At 39.1% G+C, this 22572-nt stretch carries 17 protein-coding genes and 3 pseudogenes; 6 read left to right on the top strand and 14 right to left on the bottom strand.

Annotation, left to right across the window (positions count from 1 at the left end):
• Positions 1-3: 3 nt before the first annotated feature.
• The 3 genes from ESP02_RS09675 to ESP02_RS09685 form a co-directional block, all read right to left on the bottom strand.
• On the bottom strand, positions 4-1272 hold the full coding sequence (locus ESP02_RS09675) for a glycoside hydrolase family 73 protein (protein WP_002372461.1): 1269 nt from the start codon (positions 1270-1272) through the stop codon (positions 4-6).
• A gap of 227 nt (positions 1273-1499) precedes the next feature.
• Positions 1500-2237: an SDR family oxidoreductase gene (locus ESP02_RS09680; protein WP_010733116.1), complete on the bottom strand. Its 738-nt coding sequence runs from the start codon at positions 2235-2237 to the stop codon at positions 1500-1502.
• Positions 2238-2303: 66 nt separating this feature from the next.
• Positions 2304-2873 (bottom strand): DapH/DapD/GlmU-related protein, encoded by a 570-nt coding sequence (locus ESP02_RS09685; protein WP_002372464.1) that lies wholly within the window; start codon positions 2871-2873, stop codon positions 2304-2306.
• A gap of 126 nt (positions 2874-2999) precedes the next feature.
• Here ESP02_RS09685 and ESP02_RS09690 point away from each other — a divergent pair, with 126 nt between their 5' ends.
• The 3 genes from ESP02_RS09690 (at position 3000) to nagE (ending at position 7040) form a co-directional block, all read left to right on the top strand.
• Positions 3000-3872 (top strand): LysR family transcriptional regulator, encoded by an 873-nt coding sequence (locus tag ESP02_RS09690; protein ID WP_002372466.1) that lies wholly within the window; start codon positions 3000-3002, stop codon positions 3870-3872.
• Between the two features lie 340 nt (positions 3873-4212).
• The gene (locus ESP02_RS09695; RefSeq protein ID WP_002310480.1) at positions 4213-5085 is read left to right on the top strand and encodes a PRD domain-containing protein; all 873 of its coding nucleotides are present in this window, start codon (positions 4213-4215) and stop codon (positions 5083-5085) included.
• Positions 5082-7040, top strand: a complete 1959-nt coding sequence (gene nagE, locus ESP02_RS09700; protein WP_002372468.1) for an N-acetylglucosamine-specific PTS transporter subunit IIBC — start codon at positions 5082-5084, stop codon at positions 7038-7040. The genes ESP02_RS09695 and nagE overlap by 4 nt, the downstream gene beginning before the upstream one ends.
• 330 nt (positions 7041-7370) lie before the next feature.
• Here the strand turns inward: nagE and ESP02_RS09705 are convergent, their stop codons facing one another.
• The gene (locus ESP02_RS09705; RefSeq protein ID WP_002372472.1) at positions 7371-8222 is read right to left on the bottom strand and encodes an SDR family oxidoreductase; all 852 of its coding nucleotides are present in this window, start codon (positions 8220-8222) and stop codon (positions 7371-7373) included.
• A 122-nt stretch (positions 8223-8344) separates the two neighbouring features.
• Here ESP02_RS09705 and ESP02_RS09710 point away from each other — a divergent pair, with 122 nt between their 5' ends.
• Positions 8345-8812 (top strand): Rrf2 family transcriptional regulator, encoded by a 468-nt coding sequence (locus ESP02_RS09710; protein WP_025478252.1) that lies wholly within the window; start codon positions 8345-8347, stop codon positions 8810-8812.
• A 262-nt stretch (positions 8813-9074) separates the two neighbouring features.
• On the opposite strand, the gene ESP02_RS09715 is transcribed toward ESP02_RS09710, so the two are convergent.
• On the bottom strand, positions 9075-9557 hold the full coding sequence (locus ESP02_RS09715) for a GyrI-like domain-containing protein (protein WP_025478253.1): 483 nt from the start codon (positions 9555-9557) through the stop codon (positions 9075-9077).
• A gap of 99 nt (positions 9558-9656) precedes the next feature.
• A complete protein-coding gene (locus tag ESP02_RS09720) occupies positions 9657-10520 on the bottom strand; it encodes an AraC family transcriptional regulator (RefSeq protein ID WP_038399149.1) in 864 nt (287 codons plus the stop codon).
• 598 nt (positions 10521-11118) lie between these two features.
• Between ESP02_RS09720 and ESP02_RS13515 the strand changes: the two are divergent.
• Positions 11119-11961 (top strand): annotated as a pseudogene (locus ESP02_RS13515) (SWIM zinc finger domain-containing protein); the annotation flags it as partial.
• Between the two features lie 691 nt (positions 11962-12652).
• Here ESP02_RS13515 and xylB read toward each other — a convergent pair.
• From xylB to xylA, 6 genes and pseudogenes are all read right to left on the bottom strand, one after another.
• Positions 12653-14134: pseudogene (gene xylB, locus ESP02_RS09730) on the bottom strand (xylulokinase).
• A gap of 62 nt (positions 14135-14196) precedes the next feature.
• Positions 14197-15030 carry a carbohydrate ABC transporter permease gene (locus tag ESP02_RS09735; RefSeq protein WP_002315855.1) on the bottom strand — a complete coding sequence of 278 codons (834 nt, stop codon included), beginning with the start codon at positions 15028-15030 and terminating at the stop codon, positions 14197-14199.
• Positions 15023-15937: a carbohydrate ABC transporter permease gene (locus ESP02_RS09740; RefSeq protein WP_002335286.1), complete on the bottom strand. Its 915-nt coding sequence runs from the start codon at positions 15935-15937 to the stop codon at positions 15023-15025. The genes ESP02_RS09735 and ESP02_RS09740 overlap by 8 nt, the downstream gene beginning before the upstream one ends.
• Positions 15938-15977: 40 nt before the next feature.
• Positions 15978-17276 carry an ABC transporter substrate-binding protein gene (locus ESP02_RS09745; RefSeq protein ID WP_002372486.1) on the bottom strand — a complete coding sequence of 433 codons (1299 nt, stop codon included), beginning with the start codon at positions 17274-17276 and terminating at the stop codon, positions 15978-15980.
• Positions 17273-18883, bottom strand: a complete 1611-nt coding sequence (locus ESP02_RS09750) for a glycoside hydrolase family 43 protein (protein WP_002372488.1) — start codon at positions 18881-18883, stop codon at positions 17273-17275. The genes ESP02_RS09745 and ESP02_RS09750 overlap by 4 nt, the downstream gene beginning before the upstream one ends.
• Before the next feature lie 13 nt (positions 18884-18896).
• A complete protein-coding gene (gene xylA, locus ESP02_RS09755; RefSeq protein ID WP_038399150.1) occupies positions 18897-20204 on the bottom strand; it encodes a xylose isomerase in 1308 nt (435 codons plus the stop codon).
• Positions 20205-20425: 221 nt separating this feature from the next.
• Here xylA and ESP02_RS09760 point away from each other — a divergent pair, with 221 nt between their 5' ends.
• Positions 20426-21586 (top strand): ROK family transcriptional regulator, encoded by a 1161-nt coding sequence (locus ESP02_RS09760; protein ID WP_002372499.1) that lies wholly within the window; start codon positions 20426-20428, stop codon positions 21584-21586.
• 294 nt (positions 21587-21880) lie between these two features.
• Here ESP02_RS09760 and ESP02_RS09765 read toward each other — a convergent pair whose 3' ends face one another.
• A complete protein-coding gene (locus ESP02_RS09765) occupies positions 21881-22213 on the bottom strand; it encodes a DUF4176 domain-containing protein (protein WP_002372500.1) in 333 nt (110 codons plus the stop codon).
• A pseudogene (locus ESP02_RS09770) lies at positions 22206-22572 on the bottom strand (DUF4176 domain-containing protein); the annotation flags it as partial. The pseudogene ESP02_RS09770 and the gene ESP02_RS09765, both read right to left, overlap by 8 nt.

Consider the following 22572-nt stretch of genomic DNA (forward strand, 5'->3'; position numbering starts at 1 on the left):
TTTTTAATAACCATAAAATCCTATTCCTTCATATCTCCAGCCCATTGGCGTTAGCCAATCTCTTTCTTTCGCACTTAAGGTATAGTGATGGGTACCAGTTTTTTCATTTGGATTGAATAATCGATAGATTGGTTTGGAACCACCAGAATAAAAACTTAGACCTTCATAGCGCCAACCGATTTTTGTTAAGGAGTTGATCTCAGATTGCGCCATTGTGTAATGATGGTCTCCGCTGTAAGGATTGTATAAACGGTAGACAGGCTGTCCACTGTTTGGTGCTTGCCAAGCAATCCCTTCATATTCCCAGCCTACAGTGGGCAGATAATTTTTTTCGCCGGCATTCAATGTATACAAATGCTCTCCTGTATGACGATTATATAAACGATACATTGGAGAAGTTGAAGTTGGTGCTGTATCATACTGCGTCAGATTGTAAGTCTCGATTACATTGTTTAATGTAGCACCATAATTAGGCGCAGTGGCATAACGACCGGTCAACCAAGCTGTAGCATCCTTGTAAGAGTTCGTATTGCTTTTCCATGCACCAGAATAATAATACACGCCCGGCTGGAAAGAAGTCGTCTTCAATACCGTCACATTATCTTGTAATGATTCTTTGTACGAAGGGTATTTTCTAAAAGCAGCATTTACCGTGATCCATTGTCCATTGACATATTCCGAAGTAGGCATCGTAACGGATTGGCCATTATAGCTTCCTTTGATTCCAAATAGATTGTAATTAGGAGCAGAAGCCAAGGCACTGTTCCCCCAGCCGCTTTCAACGATTGCTTGTGCAATCATGACTGATGCGTATAAGTCATTGGCACTTGCCAAGCTTTGTGCAGTGGATGCAATACTATCAATGAATGCTTGTTGAGAATTAGCAGATGAGCGGGCAGAAAAAGCGTAGCCAGTATAGTTTTCGAATTCAGACAAATCTGCTTGATGGGTATGTGTCAATGTTTGTCCATCCGTCAATTGATTCGTGATTTCTTCCGCATTCTCTGGATTTTTCTGAGCTTCTGCTGATGTGCTTTCTTCCGTTTGCGGTTGTTCTGTTGTCCCTGTTGTTGATTCTTCAGTTGAAACCGTATTTTCGGAGACAGCAGCTGACTGCAACGTACTTTCTGTATCGTTTTCAATTCCTATTTCTGAAGAACTCGTTGTCTGAGTTGTGACTGTTCCTGTCGTTTCTTCAGCTAGCACGGTTGTGTTGGCAACTGCTAGATTTCCTAAAAGAATAACGCTAAATAATAAATTCTTTGCTTTCATCTTTTTTCTCCTTTGGATATGAAACTTTTCCTAAATAACAGTGTAACTAAAAAAGTAAAAGTAAGTCAATGTCCATTTTTAAATAACTTTTGTTTTTTGATAAAATTGCTTTTTCTACATAAAAAAAACGTGAATGAAGAACCTTCTTCATTCACGCCTTATTTAGTTAGTTGGTCATTTGAATAACCAATAACAAGTAATTCTCTCTGGATATTATCCGTTATGAATTATACTTCCTGTGTCGTCGGACGGATGATCATGTTGCTGACAGACATCCGGTCTGGCGTTTCTATCGCAAATGCTACAGCAGATGCTATATCTTCAGATGTTAATCCCCATTCTTTTTGCGCTTCATGAAGTTCACGAGCGGCTTTTTTGTCGCTGATCGTTTGATATAATTCAGTTTGAACAGCTCCTGGAGAGATGATTGTAGATTTGATGTTATTTTGTCGCTGTTCTTGACGTAATCCTTCCATGATCGCACGGACAGCAAATTTTGTTCCGCAATAAACGGCGGAATCAGGATAAACAACATGGCCTGCTACAGAATCAGTTGAAATGATATGCCCAGATTTTTGTTTTTCCATGATTGGAAGTACGGCGGAAATCCCGTTTAAAACACCCATGATATTGATATCAAGCATATTTTGCCATTCATCTCGGTGTCCTTCAACTAATGGTGCGGTTGGCATAATCCCTGCATTATTGTACAATACATCGATTCGACCGAATTTTTCCATCGCTAAATCGATAACTGCTTGGACTTGCGCAAAGTCTCTTACATCTGCTGTTTGAATATATAGCTCAGCTTCTGGTAAAGATTCTTTTATTGCTTTTAGGCGATCTTCTCGGCGTGCGGCAATGACTAGTTTAGCCCCTTTTTCTGCTAACAGCTTCGTTGTTGCTTCACCGATTCCGCTTGAAGCGCCCATGATGACAATCACTTTTTCTGATAAATCATTCATTCTATTCTCCTCCTGTTTTGAAAAATCTTTTGCTTGTACTTACTATCTCTTATTTCATCTTACTCTTCAAATAATCCGTTCGACAGGTTTGACGATTTTGGCAGGGATTCCTGCAACGATGGTATTGTCTGGGACATCTTTCGTAACAGTTGCATTCGCTGCAACAATGGCATTCTCGCCAATCGTTACACCTGGCAGAATAGTTGCTCCTGCTCCGATCCAAGCATTTTTCTTGATGTGGATTGGCTTTACTGACAAGCCTCTTCGTTCTGTTGGATCGGTTAGATGGTTTACCGTGATGAGATTGACACGAGGACCAATCAATACGGAATCTTCTAAACAGATACCCCCCAAGTCGACGAACATCGCTTGACGATTGATAAAGACATTTTTCCCTATACTAATATGTTTACCGAAATCTGTATAAAAAGGCAGCAGAACAGTCACCGTATCATCTACTTTGTCACTAATGATTTTTTCTAGCCGTTTGCGGATATCTGCTGGTTCATGGTACCCAGTATTCAGTGCTGCTAAAGGCTCTTCGTTTTCCGCTTGAATCTGATGGATCACTTCAAAAAGTGGATCCGTCACTCGAATCTCTTTATTAACGATTTGTTTTTCGATGGCACTTGTCATTTTGCTCCCTCCTTTTATCCTTACTTTATAACGGACGGCTTACTATGTCTAATATTTATAAAATATACTTAACTATTCATTTTACCTATACTTAGTGATATACTTTTAAAAAACAGGAGGGAAAAAATGGATATTCGTATACTGACGTATTTTTTAGCAGTAGCTAGAGAAAAAAATATCAGCCGAGCAGCAAAATCGCTGCATATCACGCAACCTACTCTCTCAAAACAACTGAAAGATCTAGAAGAAGAACTTGGTGTGACACTTTTCACTCGAGGCTCCCGAGAGATACAGTTGACGGATTCTGGTCGATATCTTTATTCAAAAGGAAAAGAAATCTTGTCATTGGTGGAAAAAACGACGAACAACTTAACAAATGACGAAATCATCTCTGGAGAAATCTACATTGGTGGCGGTGAAACTCAAGCCATCTCTTTCATTTCTGATAGCCTTCATTCGTTGATCAAAGCGCATCCTGATATCCAGTTTCATTTATATAGTGGGAATGCAGATGATATCATGGAGAAATTGGATAGCGGGCTACTCGATTTTGGAGTCGTGATCGAACCGACAAATAAGCAAAAATATCAGGCATTTCGACTACCTGCCCAAGATCGTTGGGGACTTTTGATACATCGGACTCATCCTTTAGCAAAACAAACCGTTATCCATCCACAAGAACTAAAAACTGTTCCTTTGATCATTTCCCGGCAAACGTCAGTGGACAATCAAGTATCTGAATGGCTAGGTTTCAGCATAGATCAGTTATCGATCGTCGGAACATATAACTTATTGTACAATGCTTCTTTAATGGTCGATAACGGGACTTTTGGTGCATTAGCTCTAGATGGGATCATCAATACTTATGGGACGGAAAAAATATTTATCCCACTCGATCCGCCATTACAAGCTTCACTGAATCTCATTTGGAAAAAAGACCAGCCGCTTTCTCCTGCAGCTCGTAAATTTTTAGATGTCCTAACGGAGAAATACAGTTAAGTAGCGTTTCTTTCCTTTGCTTTCAGCTTTTTAACAACGAATAAGATAAGCAAAAGATCCAATAATTAAATAACACAGGTTTCTTAATCTGTTCCTTCATTTTATTTCTGATAATTCCATTAAATTACTATAATTATAAAAAAAGAATTGACAAAACATAACTGTCTATATAAAATGATTACGTTAACAATAATTCGTTTCATGTGACTAGATCATACTAGGCATGAAAAATCTCTGAGGAACATAGTTTCCCTAGGAGGTTTTTCGTGTCTATTTTTGTTTGGCCGCAATCAACGGGTCTAGCAGACATGAAAACCAAATCTTCAAAAAGGGTGCGCGCATGAAAATCAAAAAGATCTTTAATCAAAATGCAGTATTGGTAGATGACGGTGGGCAGGAAAAAGTAGCTATTGGAAAAGGAATTGGATTTGACAGAAAAAGAAATGATTTGATCTTTGATCGTGATATTGAGCGGATATTCGTCATGGAGCCAGAAGGACAAATCAAATTGCAAAATCTACTCAATCAGATCGATGAACGCTTTTTGTTTGCAGCAGAAACAATCATCGATCATGCGGAAACTGTCTTGATGGAGAAACTGAATGAACATGTGTTGATCGCTTTGACCGACCACATTGCTTTTTCTGCGGAGAATATCAATAACGGTATCGTCATCCGCAACAAGCTTTTGAGAGAAATCGAAGTGCTTTACAGTGATGAATTCAGTATTGCTCAATGGGCAGTAGAATATCTGACAAAAGAGCTTGGGATTCCATACACTTATGACGAAGCAGGATATATCGCAATCCATATCCACAGCGGACGAAGCGGTCGAAATAATAACCATCGCAGTATCCGTGAAGTGACGATTGTATCTGATATCATCCATTTAGTGGAATCAGAATTGGAAACAGATATCCATTCAGAACCATTTTCACTGAATTATTCAAGACTGGTGAATCATTTACGACTGCTTCTACAACGAACCCATGCACAACAATATGCTGTCTTAGATACGGAAATCGTAGAAATGGTCAAACGAAAATACCCAGAAAGCTATAAGATTTCTAAAAAAATCCGTGTGTTGCTGACCAAAGAATACCAGCTCGCGATCACGAAAGAAGAACTGGGTTACTTGGCCATCCATATCGAGCGTTTAAGAAGCGCAATCGTACAAACAAATGTTAACAATCATGAGGAGGAAAAAAATTGAAAGCATATCTACAACGAATGGGACGTTCCCTTCAACTCCCAGTTGCGGTCTTACCTGCTGCTGCTTTGCTAGTAGGGATCGGGAACTGGTGGGCATCTTATAGTAACGACATTGTCGCTCATTTTTTACAAGCTGGCGGTAACGCAGTTTTAGGTCAATTGCCTTTGCTGTTTGCTGTTGGGTTAGCACTAGGGATGTCAGTGGACAAATCAGGTGCTGCTGCCTTGGCAGGGTTGGTTGCATTTGAAGTTCCAGTAAATGTTTTAAAAACTGATTCAGTAGCCACTTTATTGAATATCAAACCAGAATCAGTTGATCCATCTTTTGCTCAGATCAGTAACGTATTTATTGGTATTATTGCCGGATTGATTGCGGCAGCTCTTTATAATCGTTTCCACGAAGCAAAATTACCGATGGCTTTATCTTTCTTTAGCGGTAAGCGTTTAGTGCCAATCTTGGCTGCCTTCGTCATGCTGCTGATCAGTGCAGTGCTACTGCTCGTATGGCCTCCGGTTTACTCTGCTTTAGTTTCTTTTGCTAAATTCATTTTGAGTTTAGGCTGGGTTGGTGCAGGTCTTTATGGCTTCTTCAACCGTTTACTGATCCCTACAGGATTGCATCAAGCAATGAACTCCGTGTTCTGGTTTGACGTAGCTGGAATCAATGATATCGGTAAATTCTTGGCTTCTGAAGGAACAAAAGGCGTAACAGGAATGTATCAAGCTGGATTTTTCCCAATCATGATGTTCGGGCTTCCAGCAGGAGCATATGCTATTTACAGAAATGCCCGTCCAGAAAACAAAGCAAAAACAGCTTCATTGATGTTAGCAGCAGCTTTTGCTTCATTCTTTACTGGTGTAACAGAACCACTTGAATTCTCATTTATGTTCGTTGCTTGGCCATTATATGTCTTGCATGCCATTTTCACTGGGATTTCTTTAGCAGTGAGTGCATTCTTCCATTGGACCGCAGGATTTGCCTTTAGTGCCGGATTTGTCGATTACTTCCTATCTTTGAAAAATCCGATTGCGAATCAGCCATTGATGTTGATCGTCCAAGGGTTAGTAACAGCAGTAATTTACTATTTTGGTTTTAACTTTGCTATCAAAAAATTCCATCTGATGACTCCTGGCCGCGAGGAAGCAGATCTTTCAGATGACGATACTGCAACGACTAATTCAGACAATAAATATGCTGCACAAGCAAACAAAATCTACGCTGCATTAGGCGGAGCTGATAATGTAACTTCAATCGACAACTGTACTACACGTCTTCGTTTGCAAGTCAAAGATACAGGCCTGATCGATCAAAACAAAATCAAAGCCACTGGCGTACCTGGAATGAAAATCATTGATGGGAAAAATGCGCAAGTCATCGTAGGTACAGAAGTACAATTCGTTGCAGATGAGATGGCAAAATTACATGGTGGCGCTGCAGCAAGACCTGCACAAACAAACACCGTGGTTAAAACAGAAACATTTGCCGGCGGAACGATCGAACAAGATATTTACGCTATCGCAAATGGGAAACTGATTCCAATCACTGAAGTTTCAGATGATGTATTTGCGGAAAAAATGATGGGTGACGGCTATGCTGTATTACCAGAAAATGGAGAAATCTTCTCTCCAATCGCTGGTACGATCACAAACATTTTCCCAACGAAACATGCTGTCGGAATCCAAACAGATGCTGGTATCGAAGTCTTGCTTCATATGGGCATCAACACTGTTGACTTAAAAGGTGAACCATTCACTTTATATGTACAAGAAGGTCAAAAAGTCGCAAGAGGTCAATTGATTGCTTTAGTTGATCTTGCTGCTATTCAATCTGCAGGCAAAAACACGGATATGGTCGTTGTATTCACAAATGGCGACAAAGTCCAAAGCTTAGAAATCGAACCCGCACGTGATGTAAAAGCAAATGATAAAATCGGCTCTGTTTCCAACAAAGCCTGAGCCATCGTCTTCCCCAGACTTTTTTATCGATAAACAAACAGGAGCTGAGACAAAAATCTTGTCTCAGCTCCTTTTTCCGAATAAAAACGGCGTTCTCCTGCCTACTCCGCGGTAATAAGTCCAGCCAAACGAAACATATGAAGCGCTATTTTTTATTTGACTCTTCTTATTACTTGATGCAGAACAGCTTTTTTACAACCTCTGGTAAACGGTGTTCAAAACCAGTTTATCGGTATGAAGTCAAATTTATGCAAAAATGTGGAAAGCCATTTTCACAAAATTTTTCTTCATACTCAAAACTAAGCGGCTTTTTCACAACCTCTTTATACATTATTCCTGATCCAGTATTTCTTTCAATGCTGCTTCAAGAGAGACTAATGGTTTTTCCAAAACTTTTTCTAAATCATCAGAGGAAATAGCTAACTGATCCTTTTTGATATCATGTTGGATCGCTAAAAACATGTCAGCTGCTGCTTGAGGGAATCCGGCTTCTTTTAGATTTTCGACAAACGCTGCATCACTTGCTTCAACAATTTCTAACTCTTTACCTGTCGCACGCTCTAATGCCTTGGCTAATTCTTCATAGTCAGTTAGATGGCCGGATAATTCTAAGATTTCTGGGGAGTCATTCTCTACTAGTACTTTTGCTGCGGCTTCTGCATATTCCCGTTTCAATGCCCAACCTGTTTTTCCATTTCCTGCAGCATAAACGAATTGACCAGTTGTTAAAGCTTGCCCAATGATAGGTAATTCATTCTCTACATACCAATTGTTCCGTAAAAATGTATGGGGAATACCTGAATCCTTAATTGTTTTTTCAGTGAATTGGTGATCTGGCGCTAATACACTGATTGAGTGATCGGCATCTGCAAAACTTGTATAAGCGATATAAGATACCCCAGCTGCTTGCGCTGCTTTCACTACATTCTCATGTTCGGCTTGGCGATTTCCTGGAACGCCAGAGACAAAAAGCAATCGATCTATTCCTTTCAACGCTTCTTTCATTGAATCTAAATCATCATAATCACCAATACGTATGTTAAATCCAGCTTCTTTCAGTGCTTCTCCTTTTTCTTCACTACGTACTAGTGCATAGATTTCATTTTGTGGAACCATCTTTTTTAAAAATTCCAGCGCATAACCACCAAAACCTCCAGTTGCTCCTGTTACTAAATAATGCATATTTCCCACTCCTTATTCTTTTTATTTGTTAAGATTTACAGCTGTACATTTATAAATTACACCTTTATCATAAAGAGTGTGGTAAGATAAGTCAAGCAAAAAAAATGAAAGGATGTCAACTGATGAAGTATTCTCTGCAATTTAGTGATGCAATCCATGTACTTGCCTATATTGAAATGTTTCAAGATACCCGATTGCTTTCTAGTGAGATGATTGCCAGCAGTATCGAAACAAATGCAGCCAATGTACGTAAAATCATGAGTCAGCTCAAAAAATCCGGCTTGATCCTTACAAAAACCGGAAAACCGCAACCTTCCCTTGCCAAAAGACCAGATCAGATTTCTTTACTAGATGTCTATCGTAGCATTGAAGGTAATACACAGCTTATCCAAGTCGATCCAAAAACAAACCCAAATTGCGTCGTTGGTGCAAATATCCAAGAAGCTTTAGAAGAAAGCTACGCTCGGCTGCAGAAAAAAGCAGAAGAAGAAATGGCTAAGATCACACTTGATAGTTTGATACATAAAATAGCCGTTTTGGAAAAAGAAAAAAGACCAGAAAACATAGGCCTCGTAGAGAGATTTTTATAATTCTCTCTACTGGGCCTGCATTTTTCTGATCGGAATCGTCTACATAAATTCTTTTATTCTCCGGGAGACAAAAGCCTTGTCATGCCTCTTTTTTCTCTCTAATATTCAGGTCAAAGCGCTGAAGTCATGACGTCTTGATAAACGGTGTTCAAGTAGCTGACCCTCGGCATTAGTTCTGAAAAATACAAAATATGGAAAGCTATTTTCCATTTTTCCTCTCTAATGCTCAGGTCAAAGCGCTACTTTCACGACCTCTATATTATCATGGTTTGTTGACTACCGGTATCCAGATTTCTCCAATGTATTTCCCATCGATAACACCCATTTCGACGACAGCATTCGGACCACCAACATAGGCGTAATCTTCTACTTCTCTTAAAACATGTCCAAAGGCCGTATTCGTCAAATCGTTCCTTAGTTCTTCAGGTGACTCAGATGAAGCGCTTACAACGAGATACATTCCTTTTGGAAATGGGATGATTCTCGTAGTGTTAGGAACATCCTGGCTCGTTTGAACACCGACATAGTACATCATTTTTCCATCATAGGGTTCGTTGACTGTAAAGAAATAATGATTTTCAGCAGCTTGTTTCAAGGTGTCTATTGTTCCGTCACTGATGACTTTTTGCTCAAAGGCTTGCTTCTCTGCTGCCAAACCGACAAAATCTGTATTGCTACTTTTCAATTCCACACCAATACCTGTCACTGCAAACTCTGGTTTTTCTTCAATCTTATACTTTGCCATTTCTCCCACCCTTTCTATTATGTTAAGTTTATCTTACGTAAAATTAAAGGGAATTGACAAAGTTACGTTCTTTTTCATAGAGGTGCTTTTATTTTTTTACTATTTCTTTAATTTTACTGCAATCCAAATCTCACTGTAAACATGACTGAAATCCTCTCCCCATTTTGTAAAAGAGATCTCGGGAGCTTCTACTAACTCATAATCTGAAGAAGGAAGCCATTCTGCATAGATTTTCCCCCAAGTGTCTTGTAAAGTTTGGGGAAATGGTCCTTTATTAGGAAAAATGGCCCAAGTGTGTTCTTCTATAGCAAGCATTTCTAAATCAGCGTACGGATTTTCTTTTGTCGTAGCAAAGCCGATCATGTGCATTAAACTACCCTTTTCTTCTAAGCGGTCTGCATCAAATCCATAAGAAACGTTGATTACTTGATGTGGATATAAATCTCCTAACTTATGCATCTCTTCCCTTTGAGTCTCCGTGATCGTCTGCGCTAACTTTTGTATTTCTTGATTGACTCCTTCAAATTGGACAGGGACTTTTTTCGCCACACCTGCCACATAAAACTGTTCTTTCTTTTCGATACGAAATTCCATCGATTTTCCTCCTCTGACATCAATAAAAAATGTCAAGCGTGGAAAAGATTTTTGTATGCCATATCTGCTGATTTCTGAAGGCAGATAACCTGACCAATCACGAAAAGCTCTTGAAAAACTCTCGACTGTTTCATATCCATATCTAAACGCCGTTTCTGTTACTTTTTCCCCACCTAGAAGATCGCGATTAGCCAAAGCCAATCTACGGTTTTTGATATAGTCCATCAGAGACATCCCTGCAATAAACGTAAAGATGCGCTTTAACTGATATTCAGAGATTCCTGTATTTTCGGCTATTTTTTTATAGGTAAGACTTTCTGTCAAATGTTCTTCGATGTAATCAATCAATTGGTTCAGATCTTTAAGCATGTTTATCTTCCTCCTTGCTTGCCTTTTTATCATATTATCAAAGAAAGTCAATTACTTGATGAATCAGGAACCAATTTAGTCGGGTAGAGAAAAATTTGTATGGATTTAAAGAAAATTCTCAAGCAGCGTTTTGTAACGGATAATTGGTAGTATCTGCCTACTTATGTTTTACCTTTAGAAAAAATGAATTTTGGGGAAGACACATTCTAAGTTAACAAAGAAGGAAAAATAGCTTTTACCCCCTTCGTTAAACCGCTTACTATCTACTGTACAAAGCAAGCGGCTATTCGGACGGTTGATACGAACGCTGCTTGAACCTTTCTTTGCGTTACATCATACCTCTTTTATCAATTGGAACAATTATTTATTTCCAACAAAATTCCTTCATTTTTGCCAGGTAAATAAAAAAACAAAAAGTTCCATCTTTAAAATACGCTATTTTTTACTTTTTCTCTCATTCTCTAAGAAAAGGAACGCAGAATTAATTTTTGACAATTCGAGAAAAAGTTGCTTCACAGATATGGTAAAATCAGCTACTTTTTTCTTTAACGATTCTTTATACTAAATATAAACAAGTGTTTCATGAAAGGAGAACTATATGAATAATTGGCTTGAGCTTTTTCCTGAAAACATTTTGGAACGCGGGTATAGCTATCATCTGCACGGGTTTGTCAGTCATTTGAACTATACGAGCAAACACTTGACCGCAACAGTTTCTGGCACGGAAGATTATAAGGTAGTGATCACCTGGGATGAAAAGACGAATATGACTTGCGATTGTCTATATGCCATAGAAGGAAAAAACTGCAAGCACATGGCGGCTGTCTTATTCGCTTACGAAGAACGTCCAATAAAAAAATCCAACTACCCGCTTTCCGAACTCTCTTCCCTTGTTTCTTCCGCTAGTTCCTCTCTTGTACGGGAACTTTTAACAGAGATTCTTATAGAACATCCGCAATTTATCGAACGCTTCAAAGAGAAGATCCCGCTCCATGCAGTAAACTACACAGATAAATTAGCAACGATCATCCACAAATACGATCATCCTATCGGAAAAAACAAAAACAGGAAAACAGCGAAGTTCATCATGGAGATGCGAAAGTTCATTCAAGAAGCTGTTGAGTCGCTTATACAGCAAAATGCCTATCTTTCCGCATTCGAATTGATCAATGAAGTGATTGCTACTCTTGAAACATGCTATTTGGAGCCTGCGGACGAACGATCACTTCTTCTGATAGAGGATTGTTATTATTTATGGAAAGAATTATTAGCAGAAGCACCCCGTGCAGAAAAAAGACAAATGTTCTCTTGGTTCGTCTGCCAAGTCGATCATACTGACGCCTCTTATTCAAAAAACTACTCCATAAAAATCCTGAAAGAAGAATTTCAGGAAAAAGAGTTTTCTAGCCAAAAGAAAAAAATAACCAAAAAACGAAAAAAATCTGTAAAAAAAGGCGAGCCCCATAAAAAAGGACAAACACACACGGACAAGCAGTCTAAATCCATCAAAAAAACAACTGGTTCTACTTTAAAAAATACGGATGATACAAGTAAAATAGAAAATTTGAAAAAACGTTTATTAGCATCTGACAGTATCCACTTCCCTACATTGGAAAAACTAAAAAACGCATGCCCACCTGAAACGTGGCCGATCATACGCAATGAACTGTTTTCAGCTCTTAAATATCATAAAAATGTGGATCGCTTTTATGCAGCAGAAGGTTGTTATGATTTATTGTGGGATTATGTAAAAAGCACAGACAGCTTGATCATGGTCGACCGGCACTTTGATATCTTGAAAAACTATTGTCCTAAACAGTTATTACAAAAATATGAATTTGAATTACGTCAAAACGTAGCTAATTTTGCGACAAAATTGGAATACCAAAAACTTGGCAACCAAATAGAAAAAATGGCTAGCTTGCCAAACGGACTTGTGACAGCTAAATTGTTGACCAAAGAACTTCGAGAAAAATATCCGCGCAGAAAAGCATTGACTGCTGAGATGAAAAGAATCGAACCAAGGTTGAAATAAAGAAAATGGAAGAGGCTGTGACAGAAGTGGTCAGATTCAAGAAATAAGAAGAAGAGGCTGTGACCAAACTTTTGTCACAGCCCTTCTGTTTTATAATTTATAAGTTATGACAGATTTCCTTCGTTGCTGGATAGATTTTTCGGTATTGTTGATAGATTTTACGATACTTTTCTACATTTTGTGAGAGAGGTTCCACTGCATCTGTATATTGGATAAAAAACTGGCAACAGCTTTCAGGTGTATCGAACCACCCTAATCCTAGTGCAGCAATCATTGTTGCGCCTAATGCAGGTCCTTCCTCCGCACTTAAACAATAGATCGTTGCATCGAAAATATCAGCTTGGATTTGTAGCCATGCAAGATTTTTCGCGCCTCCTCCCACCGAAACAATACGTGTAAATCTGCGACCCGCTAGTTCTTCCATCAACTGTTGCGAATCTTTCAATGAAAAGGTGATCCCTTCCAACACCGCTCGGGTAAAATGGCTAAGTGTATGTCGAATATCCATACCAATGAAACTCCCCCGTATCTGGCTATCGGCGTACGGTGTTCGTTCTCCTTAGAGATAGGGTGTGAACAATAATCCATTTGATCCTGGCTCGATCTTTTCGATTCCTTGCAGCAGTTCGTCAAAAGAAAGTCCTTTGGCAAAAGTTTTTTTGAACCAATTGAGACTGTGTCCCGCAGCTAACGTCACTCCCATAGAATAGTAAGCATCATTTATTGCATGATGGAATAAGTGAAGTTTGCCTTCATAAGACTTTTGGTTATTTTTCTCATAAGACAAAAATACTCCTGAGGTTCCAATACTGACCATAGCTGCGCCATCTTGGATGATCCCAGCACCTAAAGCAGCACATGCATTGTCTGCTCCGCCAGCAAATACCTTTACTTCTTTGTGAAAACCAAATTGTTCTGCTAGTTCTTTGCGTACCGATCCAATGCAAGTAGTAGAAGATACAAGCGGAGGCAGTATTTTAGGAGAGATATGGAAAGTCTGTAAGAGCTCCTCAGACCATGTTTTTCTTTCCATATCAAGTAATAACGTACCTGCAGCATCTGAATAATCCATCTGCTGGTTTCCTGTCAGCCAAAATCCAAGGTAATCTTTCGGCAATAAAACATGACGAACATTTGCCCATAATTCCGGCTCATTTTCTTGAAGCCATAGCATTTTAGGTAACGTAAAACCTTCTAATGCGCGATTATTGGTAATCTCAAGTAATCGATCACCAAAGTTTTCCATTATTTCTTCACATTCTTGGGTTGTACGCACATCATTCCATAAAATCGCATTTCTTAACGGTTGGTTCGCTTCATCTAGTACGACTAAACTGTGCATTTGACCAGAAAAACTGATTCCTTCTAATTTTTGAGTAAAATCAGGTACTTTTTCAGCTAGTTCTTCGATCACTTGACCACAAGCTTGGATCCAGTCTTTGGGATCTTGTTCACTAAATCCAGCTTCTGGTTGTAGTAACGGATAGTCTTCGCTCGCCGCACCTTGGATCCTCCCATTCCTATCCATTACTAATCCCTTCAATGAACTAGTTCCTAGATCAATACCTAAAATATACATTTAACCACCTGCCTTGTTTTTATTATCCTATCGAAAACGATTGCTGACAATGTCCGTTTTCCCTATTCTTTGATCCCACCTGCAGTCACGCCACCTATGATGTACTTCGATAAAAACAGATAAATCAGCAGAAGCGGTGCGATACTGAGAGAAATCCCTAGATACATACTGCCGAATTCTGTACGATAGACATCGGTTTTTAACAGCTGGATCAACATCGGCAAGGTAAATTTGTCAGTATCGTTGATCAAGATCAGCGGCATCAAAAAATTGTTCCAAGTAGTCACGAATGAAAATATAGCCATCGTCGCTAATCCCGGTTTCATCAAAGGAAGCATCACTTTATGGAAAATCTTCAGCTCTCCTGCACCATCTAAACGCGCTGAATCTGCCAAATCGGAATGATAGACAGTCTCCAGATATTGTTTCAAAAAGAAGACAGTCGTAGGCGATGCAATCGCTGGAAAGATCAATGGAATATAGCTATTCAGCAAATCCAACCGATTCATAAATTGATAAAAACCAATCATGCTGATCTGCTGAGGAATCATGATCAATCCAAGAATAACGGCAAAAGCAAGTCTTTTTCCTTTGAAGCGGTAAGCAATCAATCCATACGCAGTCAAGGCAGAGAAATAAACATTCAATAACGTAGCACCAGCTGAGATCACCAAACTATTTTGGAATCCGTTGAACACATCGAATCCTTTATTCCTCAAAACATGCCAATTCGCTGCTAACTGTGTTCCTGGAAGTAAGGATAGCCCTTGTTGTATTTGCTCTGCTGAACGTGTGGAATTTACCAGAACGACCCAAAAGGGAAAAATACTCAAAAACGTAAGTAACAACATGAATCCATAAATCAGCAGACGTTGCAACCGATAGTGTTTATCCATTTCTTCCCCTCACTTTGCTCTTTTCTTGGAAAAACCGGAAAAGCAATGTACTCAAAAGAATCGACATCCCTAACAAAATGACTGAAGCTGTCGCAGCAATCTGAAAATTCCGACTACCAGTAAATGCTTGTTTGTAGATGAACATCGTAATCGTGTTGACACTATTGTCAGGATTTCCGTTAGTCAATAAAAACGGGATATCGAACATCTGCAGACCCCCGATCAATGACGTCACTAAAGTATACAGCATGATAGGTTTCAATAACGGCAACGTGATCTTTCGAAAAATCTGAGCATCACTTGCGCCATCAACCATGGCAGATTCGAAAAGCGACTGATCGATACTTAATATCCCTGAAACAAGTACAATCGTTGTCTGCCCATACCACATCCAAAACTGAATAAAAGAGACAATCAAGCGTGTACTTGCCACACTTCGGAAAAAATCAAACGGTCGCTCCAACACACCTAAATGAGTCAGGACCAAATTCATCGGCCCCATCGGAAAGCTGAACAATGCAAAAAATAGAACGGCTACAGACGCTGCTGTAATAATGTTTGGCAAATAGAAAATGATTTTAAAGAAACCTGTCCCCTTCAACTTCAATTTGAGATTTGTAAACCAAGCAGCCAAAAGAAGCGCCAACGTAATCTGAGGGACAAAATTCACACCCCAAAGAATCAATGTGTTTCTGATTGATTGAAGGAACAATGCATTGTTCAAAAGATTGACATAGTTTTCGAAACCGACGATCGAGGCTTCTGTATTCCATCCTTTCAAATCTGTGAAGCTTAAAAAAATAGTATAGAAAATCGGATAAAGCTGAAATACTAGAAATGCTAAGAAAAATGGGGCAATGAATAATAAACCATAACGATTGTAGCGCTCAAATCTAGCTTTTTTCACTCGAATCTCCTTTCTTGTACCTTTTAGACAACTGTCCCAGCTAATCGATTTCTAAATCAGGATAAGCATTTGCTACGGCCTCTTTGAAATTTTGGATAGCCGATTCTTTGTCCGTCTCTCCTTTAGAATAAGGTGTCAAGCAATGGTCGATAAACAACGTTTCGATTGTTTGATCATATTCAGTTAGAATTTTTGCATTGATTGACTCGACCATTTCAGAAAATTCATCATAATGGTTTTGCCCGCCCAGAAAGTCTTCTTGGTAAGACGATTTGATTGCTTCTACTACCCGTTCATTCGATACGAAGTCTCCCGTATCTTTTGCCCATTGTTCCAAAAATTCTGGGTCAGTAGTTAGATATTGGATCAGCGCTGCTGCTTCTTCTTTCATTTCTGAAGTGTCCGTGGCACCGATCCATGTACCACCCCAAAACCAAGAAGAAGGTCCTTGGATCATCCGCCAATCCCCTTCTGTTGTTCTAGAGCCGTCTGCCGAAGCAGCATTTTGTTTCAACCAATAATGTAATCCCCATGTAGGCAGACTATATCCAAAGTCTGTCTCGCCATTCATTCCAGCAAACCATGCTTCTGATTGACCTTCTGTATCTTTCGTCAAATCTTCTTCAACAAATCGCCGTGAAATATCCATTAATTCATGAAGTTTATCATCGATGATTAGCTTTTCATCTTCCACCCATCCTGATTCCCGCATGCCAAAAAATGGTTTTGCTAAGTCTTGGACACTGGAGATCATCTGGACAGTCCCACCACTGTTTTCTTTGACTTCTTTTGCCACTTCATAAAATTTCTCGTAATCAGCTATTTGCTCTTGCATCTGGTCTGCATCTGTAATCCCTAAAAGTGATTCTGCTAGAGAAGCACGATAATAAAATCCGCCAGGCGCTGCTTGCCAAGCTAAAGCATGCAAAGTCCCTTCTCTGCTAGTTCCGACATCCTTGACATATAAGTAGGTATCACTTGCCGCTTCTTCCAGACCGTATTCTCCTAGATCAGCCATCAATCCTGATTCGACATATTTCTTTACGAACGCAGATTCTAAGGCAATGACATCAGGCGCATTTCTTGTTCCTAACACTGGATCTAATTTTGTCTCAAATTGATCAGAAGGGATCTCTACGATCTTTATCTCGTAATCCAAAGATTCATGAGCTGGCAAATAATATTCATTGATCATCGTCGAAAGTTCGTCTGTGAACGTCCACACAGTCAATTCTAAATTGTCTTCTGAAGAACGTTCAGAGCTCGTTCCGCAAGCAGTTAGTGCGCCTATCAGACTGACTCCTAATAGAGCAACACTCAGCTTCTTCCATTGTTTCATGGCTTCCCTCCTTTTTCTTCATACGAAAAGAAATCAAAATCTGCAGCCAGTCTTGTGCCGGAAGTATCGATGGCAAACATACCGACAAATGCTCCCGTGAAAAATCCTTCTTGGGTTTCAGCAGTATAATCATCGGAAAGTTTTAAGCTATCAAAAGTATGACCAACGTCTATCCATACTTTCCCGTCGAATGAATAAGAATAACGATATGTCTCATAAGAAACTATAGTTTTTAAATATATAGCGCTTACATTATCGGGTGTGGGGATGATTCCGACTGGTTCACATAATTGTCCATTGTCACAATCTAAAAGAGCGATGACCCGTCCCTTCTCTTCATCATGTGTGAGATGGATGCTTGACCAGTTCTTAGTATTGTAATAATTCGTCATTCCTGCTAGTTGCATAAAATTCTCAGGTGAACATTCTACTTTCGTCACGGCTTCAAATGAAAAATGCTGCCATCGTCTAGCAACTAAAGATTTGGTGAACAGCGAATGGAATGATTCTCGACCAAACAGTCTCAAATAACCTTTTCGCTCAGTCAAACTACCGATTTCTTCAGTAAAGGGAATCCTTAATGTTTGAAAATGCAGAGGGAGCTTTTCTTGATCGAATGTTTCTTTGATAGGTGTTTTTTCCCACATCTGTTCTGGTATGGACGGGCTTTCCACTCTATTTTTTGGAAAATTCCCTCCAGTTATATACGGCCATCCCCCTTTCCACTCTATTTTTTGGATCGCAGTTTCCCTTCCTAAGGGGCAATACCTTCTGTTTTCTAAAAGCGGTGTTTCTTTGTATTTTAGTGGTCTAGCTGTCAAATGGACAAAATACCATTCATCTGTATGTGTATGAACGAACGACCCATGACCTGCTTTTTGCAAAGGCAGTTCAGGATATGACCAAGAAGTAATCAACGGATTCTCTGGATGGATTTCGTACGGACCCTCGATTTTCTTTGATCGGGCAATGGTTGCCGCATGTTCATACTTCGTTCCACCTTCTGCAGTCAGCAAATAGTAATAGCCGTTGATTTTATAAAGATGAGGTGCTTCTGTCAATTTTCGATTCGTCCCTTTAAAGATGATCTTTGATGGACCAATCAATTTTCTTTCTTCTGGTGAATATTCTTGAAGGGCGATTCCATAGAAAGAATGACGAGTAGGACGATAATCCCAAACCATATTGACCAAGTACTTTTTCCCATCTTCCTCATGGAACAAGGAAGGATCGAATCCTGAGCTATTTAAATAGATTGGATCTGTCCATTTTCCATCGATGGTATCACATGTAATCAAATAATTGTTCACGTCTTTCCAACTACCACTCAATTCTTTGACATCGGAATAGATCAGCCAGAATTTCCCATCGTGATAACTCAAAGCAGGAGCCCAGACACCTCCAGAATCCGGGTTCCCTAACATATTCAGCTGACTTGTTCGGTTGACAGGCGTACTTACCAAGTGCCAATGTTTTAAATCCATTGAATGATAGATCATGACACCTGGGAACCATTCAAAAGTAGAAACAGCTATATAATAATCTTTCCCAACACGACAAACACTAGGATCTGGATGGAATCCAGTTAAAATCGGGTTATTTATCATAAAGAATTCCTTTCTATACTAGATAATCGTTCAAACGCGACTTGATCCATTCTAAGTGACTTGATTCATTCTTTATTTGGTCATGTGCTAAAGCATACTCCGTCAGTGTTTCAAGATTTTCCTGATCCATGACGATCCGTTCTCCCACACCTGATTTATAGCTTGCATAACGTTTTTCTTTGATTGTTTCGAAAAACTCCTCTTCTATCAATCGGGCGGCAGCTTTCAACCCTCGTGCAAAGGTATCCATTCCAGCAATATGCGCAAGTAATAGATCTTCCATCTCAAAGGAAGAACGTCGTACTTTCGAATCGAAGTTGATTCCTCCTGGTGCGATCCCGCCATTTTTCAAAATTTCGTACATGGCTAGCGTCGTGTCATAAATATTGGTTGGAAATTCATCTGTATCCCACCCTAGAAGAAGATCCCCTTGATTGGCATCGATTGATCCCAAAGCATCATAGCATCGGGCAACAGTCAATTCATGTTCAAAGGTGTGACCTGCCAAAGTCGCATGATTTGCTTCAAGATTGAGTTTGAAGTCTCCTGATAAATCATATTTCTGGATAAATGCCATTGTCGTAGCAGCGTCAAAGTCATATTGATGTTTCGAAGGTTCTTTGGGCTTAGGTTCGATCAAAAATTGCGGTTTATGCTCGATTTTTTCACCATATGCCACTGCCATTTTGAATAACCGTGCAATATTGTCCTGTTCAAATCTCATATCCGTATTCAATAAGGATTCATATCCTTCTCGTCCGCCCCAGAAGACGTAGTTCTTTCCATTTAACTTTTTACTGACATCTAATCCTTTCTTTACTTGAGCTGCAGCATAGGCAAAAACTTCTGCATTGCTTGACGAAGCTGCTCCATGGACAAAACGCGGATGTGAAAATAAATTGGCGGTATTCCAAAGCAACTTGATCCCAGTCTGTTCCATTTTTTCTTTGATCAAATCTGTGATGGCATCTATGTTTTGGAAAAATTCTTCTAAAGAATCCCCAGCTGGAGCAATGTCTACATCATGGAAACAAAAATATTCGATATGCAATTTTTCAAGAAGTTCAAAAAATGCTTCTACTCGGTTTTTCGCTGTTTCTAATGGATTCTCACCTTCCCAAGAGCGAATATTCACAGGGTAGCCGAATGGATCAGATCCGTCTTGCGTCATCGTATGCCAGTAAGCAGCTGCAAATCGTAAATGTTCTTTCATTGGTTTCCCCAAGATTTCTTGTCCAGGATCATAATGGCGATAAGCAAATGGATTTTCTGTTCTTGGCCCTTCATACTTTACTTCTTTGATCATTGGAAAATAACTCATCTTGTTCCTCCTTGTTTTTAGTTGATTAGTACACTAAACTAATTTACAATTGCATCATAAGCGACTTTCTTTATCTTTGTCAAGCGCTTTCAAAAAATTCATTTGTCATTTAATTGATTCTAGTTTTATAACAAATGTTTCATTGTCGAATGGAATAAGACACGCTATACTTTAACATATAACGTTGGTTTTACTAGCAGAAGACCAAGAAAGGAACTTCTATGATCTCAAGTAAATACACGATTCGCGAATTGAACCAAGCAACGCTTTTAAAAACGATTATTGACAAAAAAGAAGTATTTCGCGCAGAATTAGCCGCTGCAACAGGGTTGAACAAAGCATCTGTGTCAGATATCACTAAAAAACTTCTAGATGATCAGCTGATTGTTGAAACCCGTGTCGGAGATGCCTCCACTGCTGGAGGAAGAAAGCCGATCATGTTGACTTTCAATCCCCAATCTGCCACAGCTCTTTCTTTTGATATTGGCTATAATTATTTAGAAGGAATGCTTTCTTATATCGACGGCACTGTCCTCTCTTCGATCTCTAAGCGTCGGATCTCGATTGATGCTACAAACGTGTTCGATCACATTCAAGAGTCAATCCATCAATTGATAAAAGACTTGCCAGAAACGCCACATGGAATTGTCGGGATGACGATCGGTATACACGGCGTAGTTTTCGAAGACCACCCAATTTTTACGCCCTATTATGATCTGCACAAAATCGATTTACAAAAAGAATTAGCTGATCATTATGACTTTCCTGTTTACCTACATAACGAAGCAAACTTGGCTGCTTTGGGAGAATATACCTTCTCTTCCCATTATCAAAACCTTGTAAGTATTAGTATACACAGTGGTATTGGCTGCGGGATCGTGGCATCTGGGAAATTGCAAGTCGGTAAACATGGAAAGGCTGGGGAACTTGGTCACTCGATTTTATACCCTGATGGTCGGCCTTGTCCTTGTGGGAATTCAGGATGCTTGGAACAATATGCTTCCAGCAAAGCGGTTTATGAAGAATTCGCCCAGTTAAAAGGGTTAGAATATGTCAACTCAGATATCTTGACTGATTATGTCAAAAAGGGAGACACAGATGCCACAGCTCTACTCAAGAAAAATGCTGCCCTGTTAGGCATCGGGATCAATAATATCATCATGATGTATGATCCAGATGTGATCGTCATCAACAGTAAGCTTTACGAAAAAAATCCGCAAATGATCGAACAAATCCATGCGAACTTGACAAGCCAGTTTACGAAAGACATTTTGGTACGCAACACCCGATTGAAAGGCAATGCGATTTTATACGGTGCCTTGGCAGTCACTGCTCAGCACTTCTTGAACATTCGGAAGTTGAAGTTGGGAAAAGAAAAATAACTTTTCTAAAATCAAAAAAAGGCAGCCTTACTTTAATGAGGACTGACCTTTTTTTGATTGAATGTTATTTTTCTATTAATCAATTAGCTATCTCCTAATTCCTCATCGAATGGCATTCTTTTACCTGCCAAATGATCATAATGGATGTTCTCGCGGTATAATTGTTTTTCATTTGAACAGCTAGTAATTTGTTCTAATGTTTGAAGTCCTACTTTGTACTTCTAAAAAGAGGAAATCTTCCTCTTTTTAGAAAGAATTGCAGTACTGTTTTCTTTAAACCATTTTGCAAAACAATTAGAATCCAAAAGTTTCAGTCGCCTGGCTTTCTTTTTTTGCAGAAGAATCAAGTTCGTTTTTCCATTCTTGGTATATCTCTAAAAATCGTTCCTCTTCTTCATCCGAATATCCTTTGAATACTACTTTATCGATGTTTTCATGATTAAAGAAAATAGTCGTTTCTGGATTCAAGCCCGTTGGATATAAGACAGCCATATAATCTGCAAACGTATCTTTTCCAGTCACTTGATCTGTGTATACCACACCTCGCCCTACTACTACTAATTTCTGTAATCCTTCTTCCAATAACACGATGCTTCCTAATGGTAATAATTCTTGTTTTTCAGTCATTTATTTTCTCCTCTTTTTCTGTACCTTTTATATGCTTGTTAAAGTACTTCTCTCCGTACCATTCCAATTGTGTTTTACCTTCCCATTCGCGATATTCTTCAGGATATTTATATTTGTAATAACCGTGTAAAAGATATGGGAAGAATAAGTAGGCTTCTGCTACAATGAATCCTATATTACACGCAAACCACATGCCTAAAACACTTACAAAACCAAATATATCTGATTTTATCCCATCGTCATTAGGAAAGAAAAACTTCCATACAATAACCACTATGACTATTATCCAACCGTATTTCATTACTAATTGAATAATTTTCTCTATAAAGTTATCTATTTTATTTTTTTCATTTAATTTC

It is taken from the genome of Enterococcus sp. NBRC 3427 (assembly GCF_007996925.1).
In the GTDB taxonomy this organism is placed as follows: Bacteria; Bacillota; Bacilli; order Lactobacillales; family Enterococcaceae; genus Enterococcus_B; species Enterococcus_B lactis.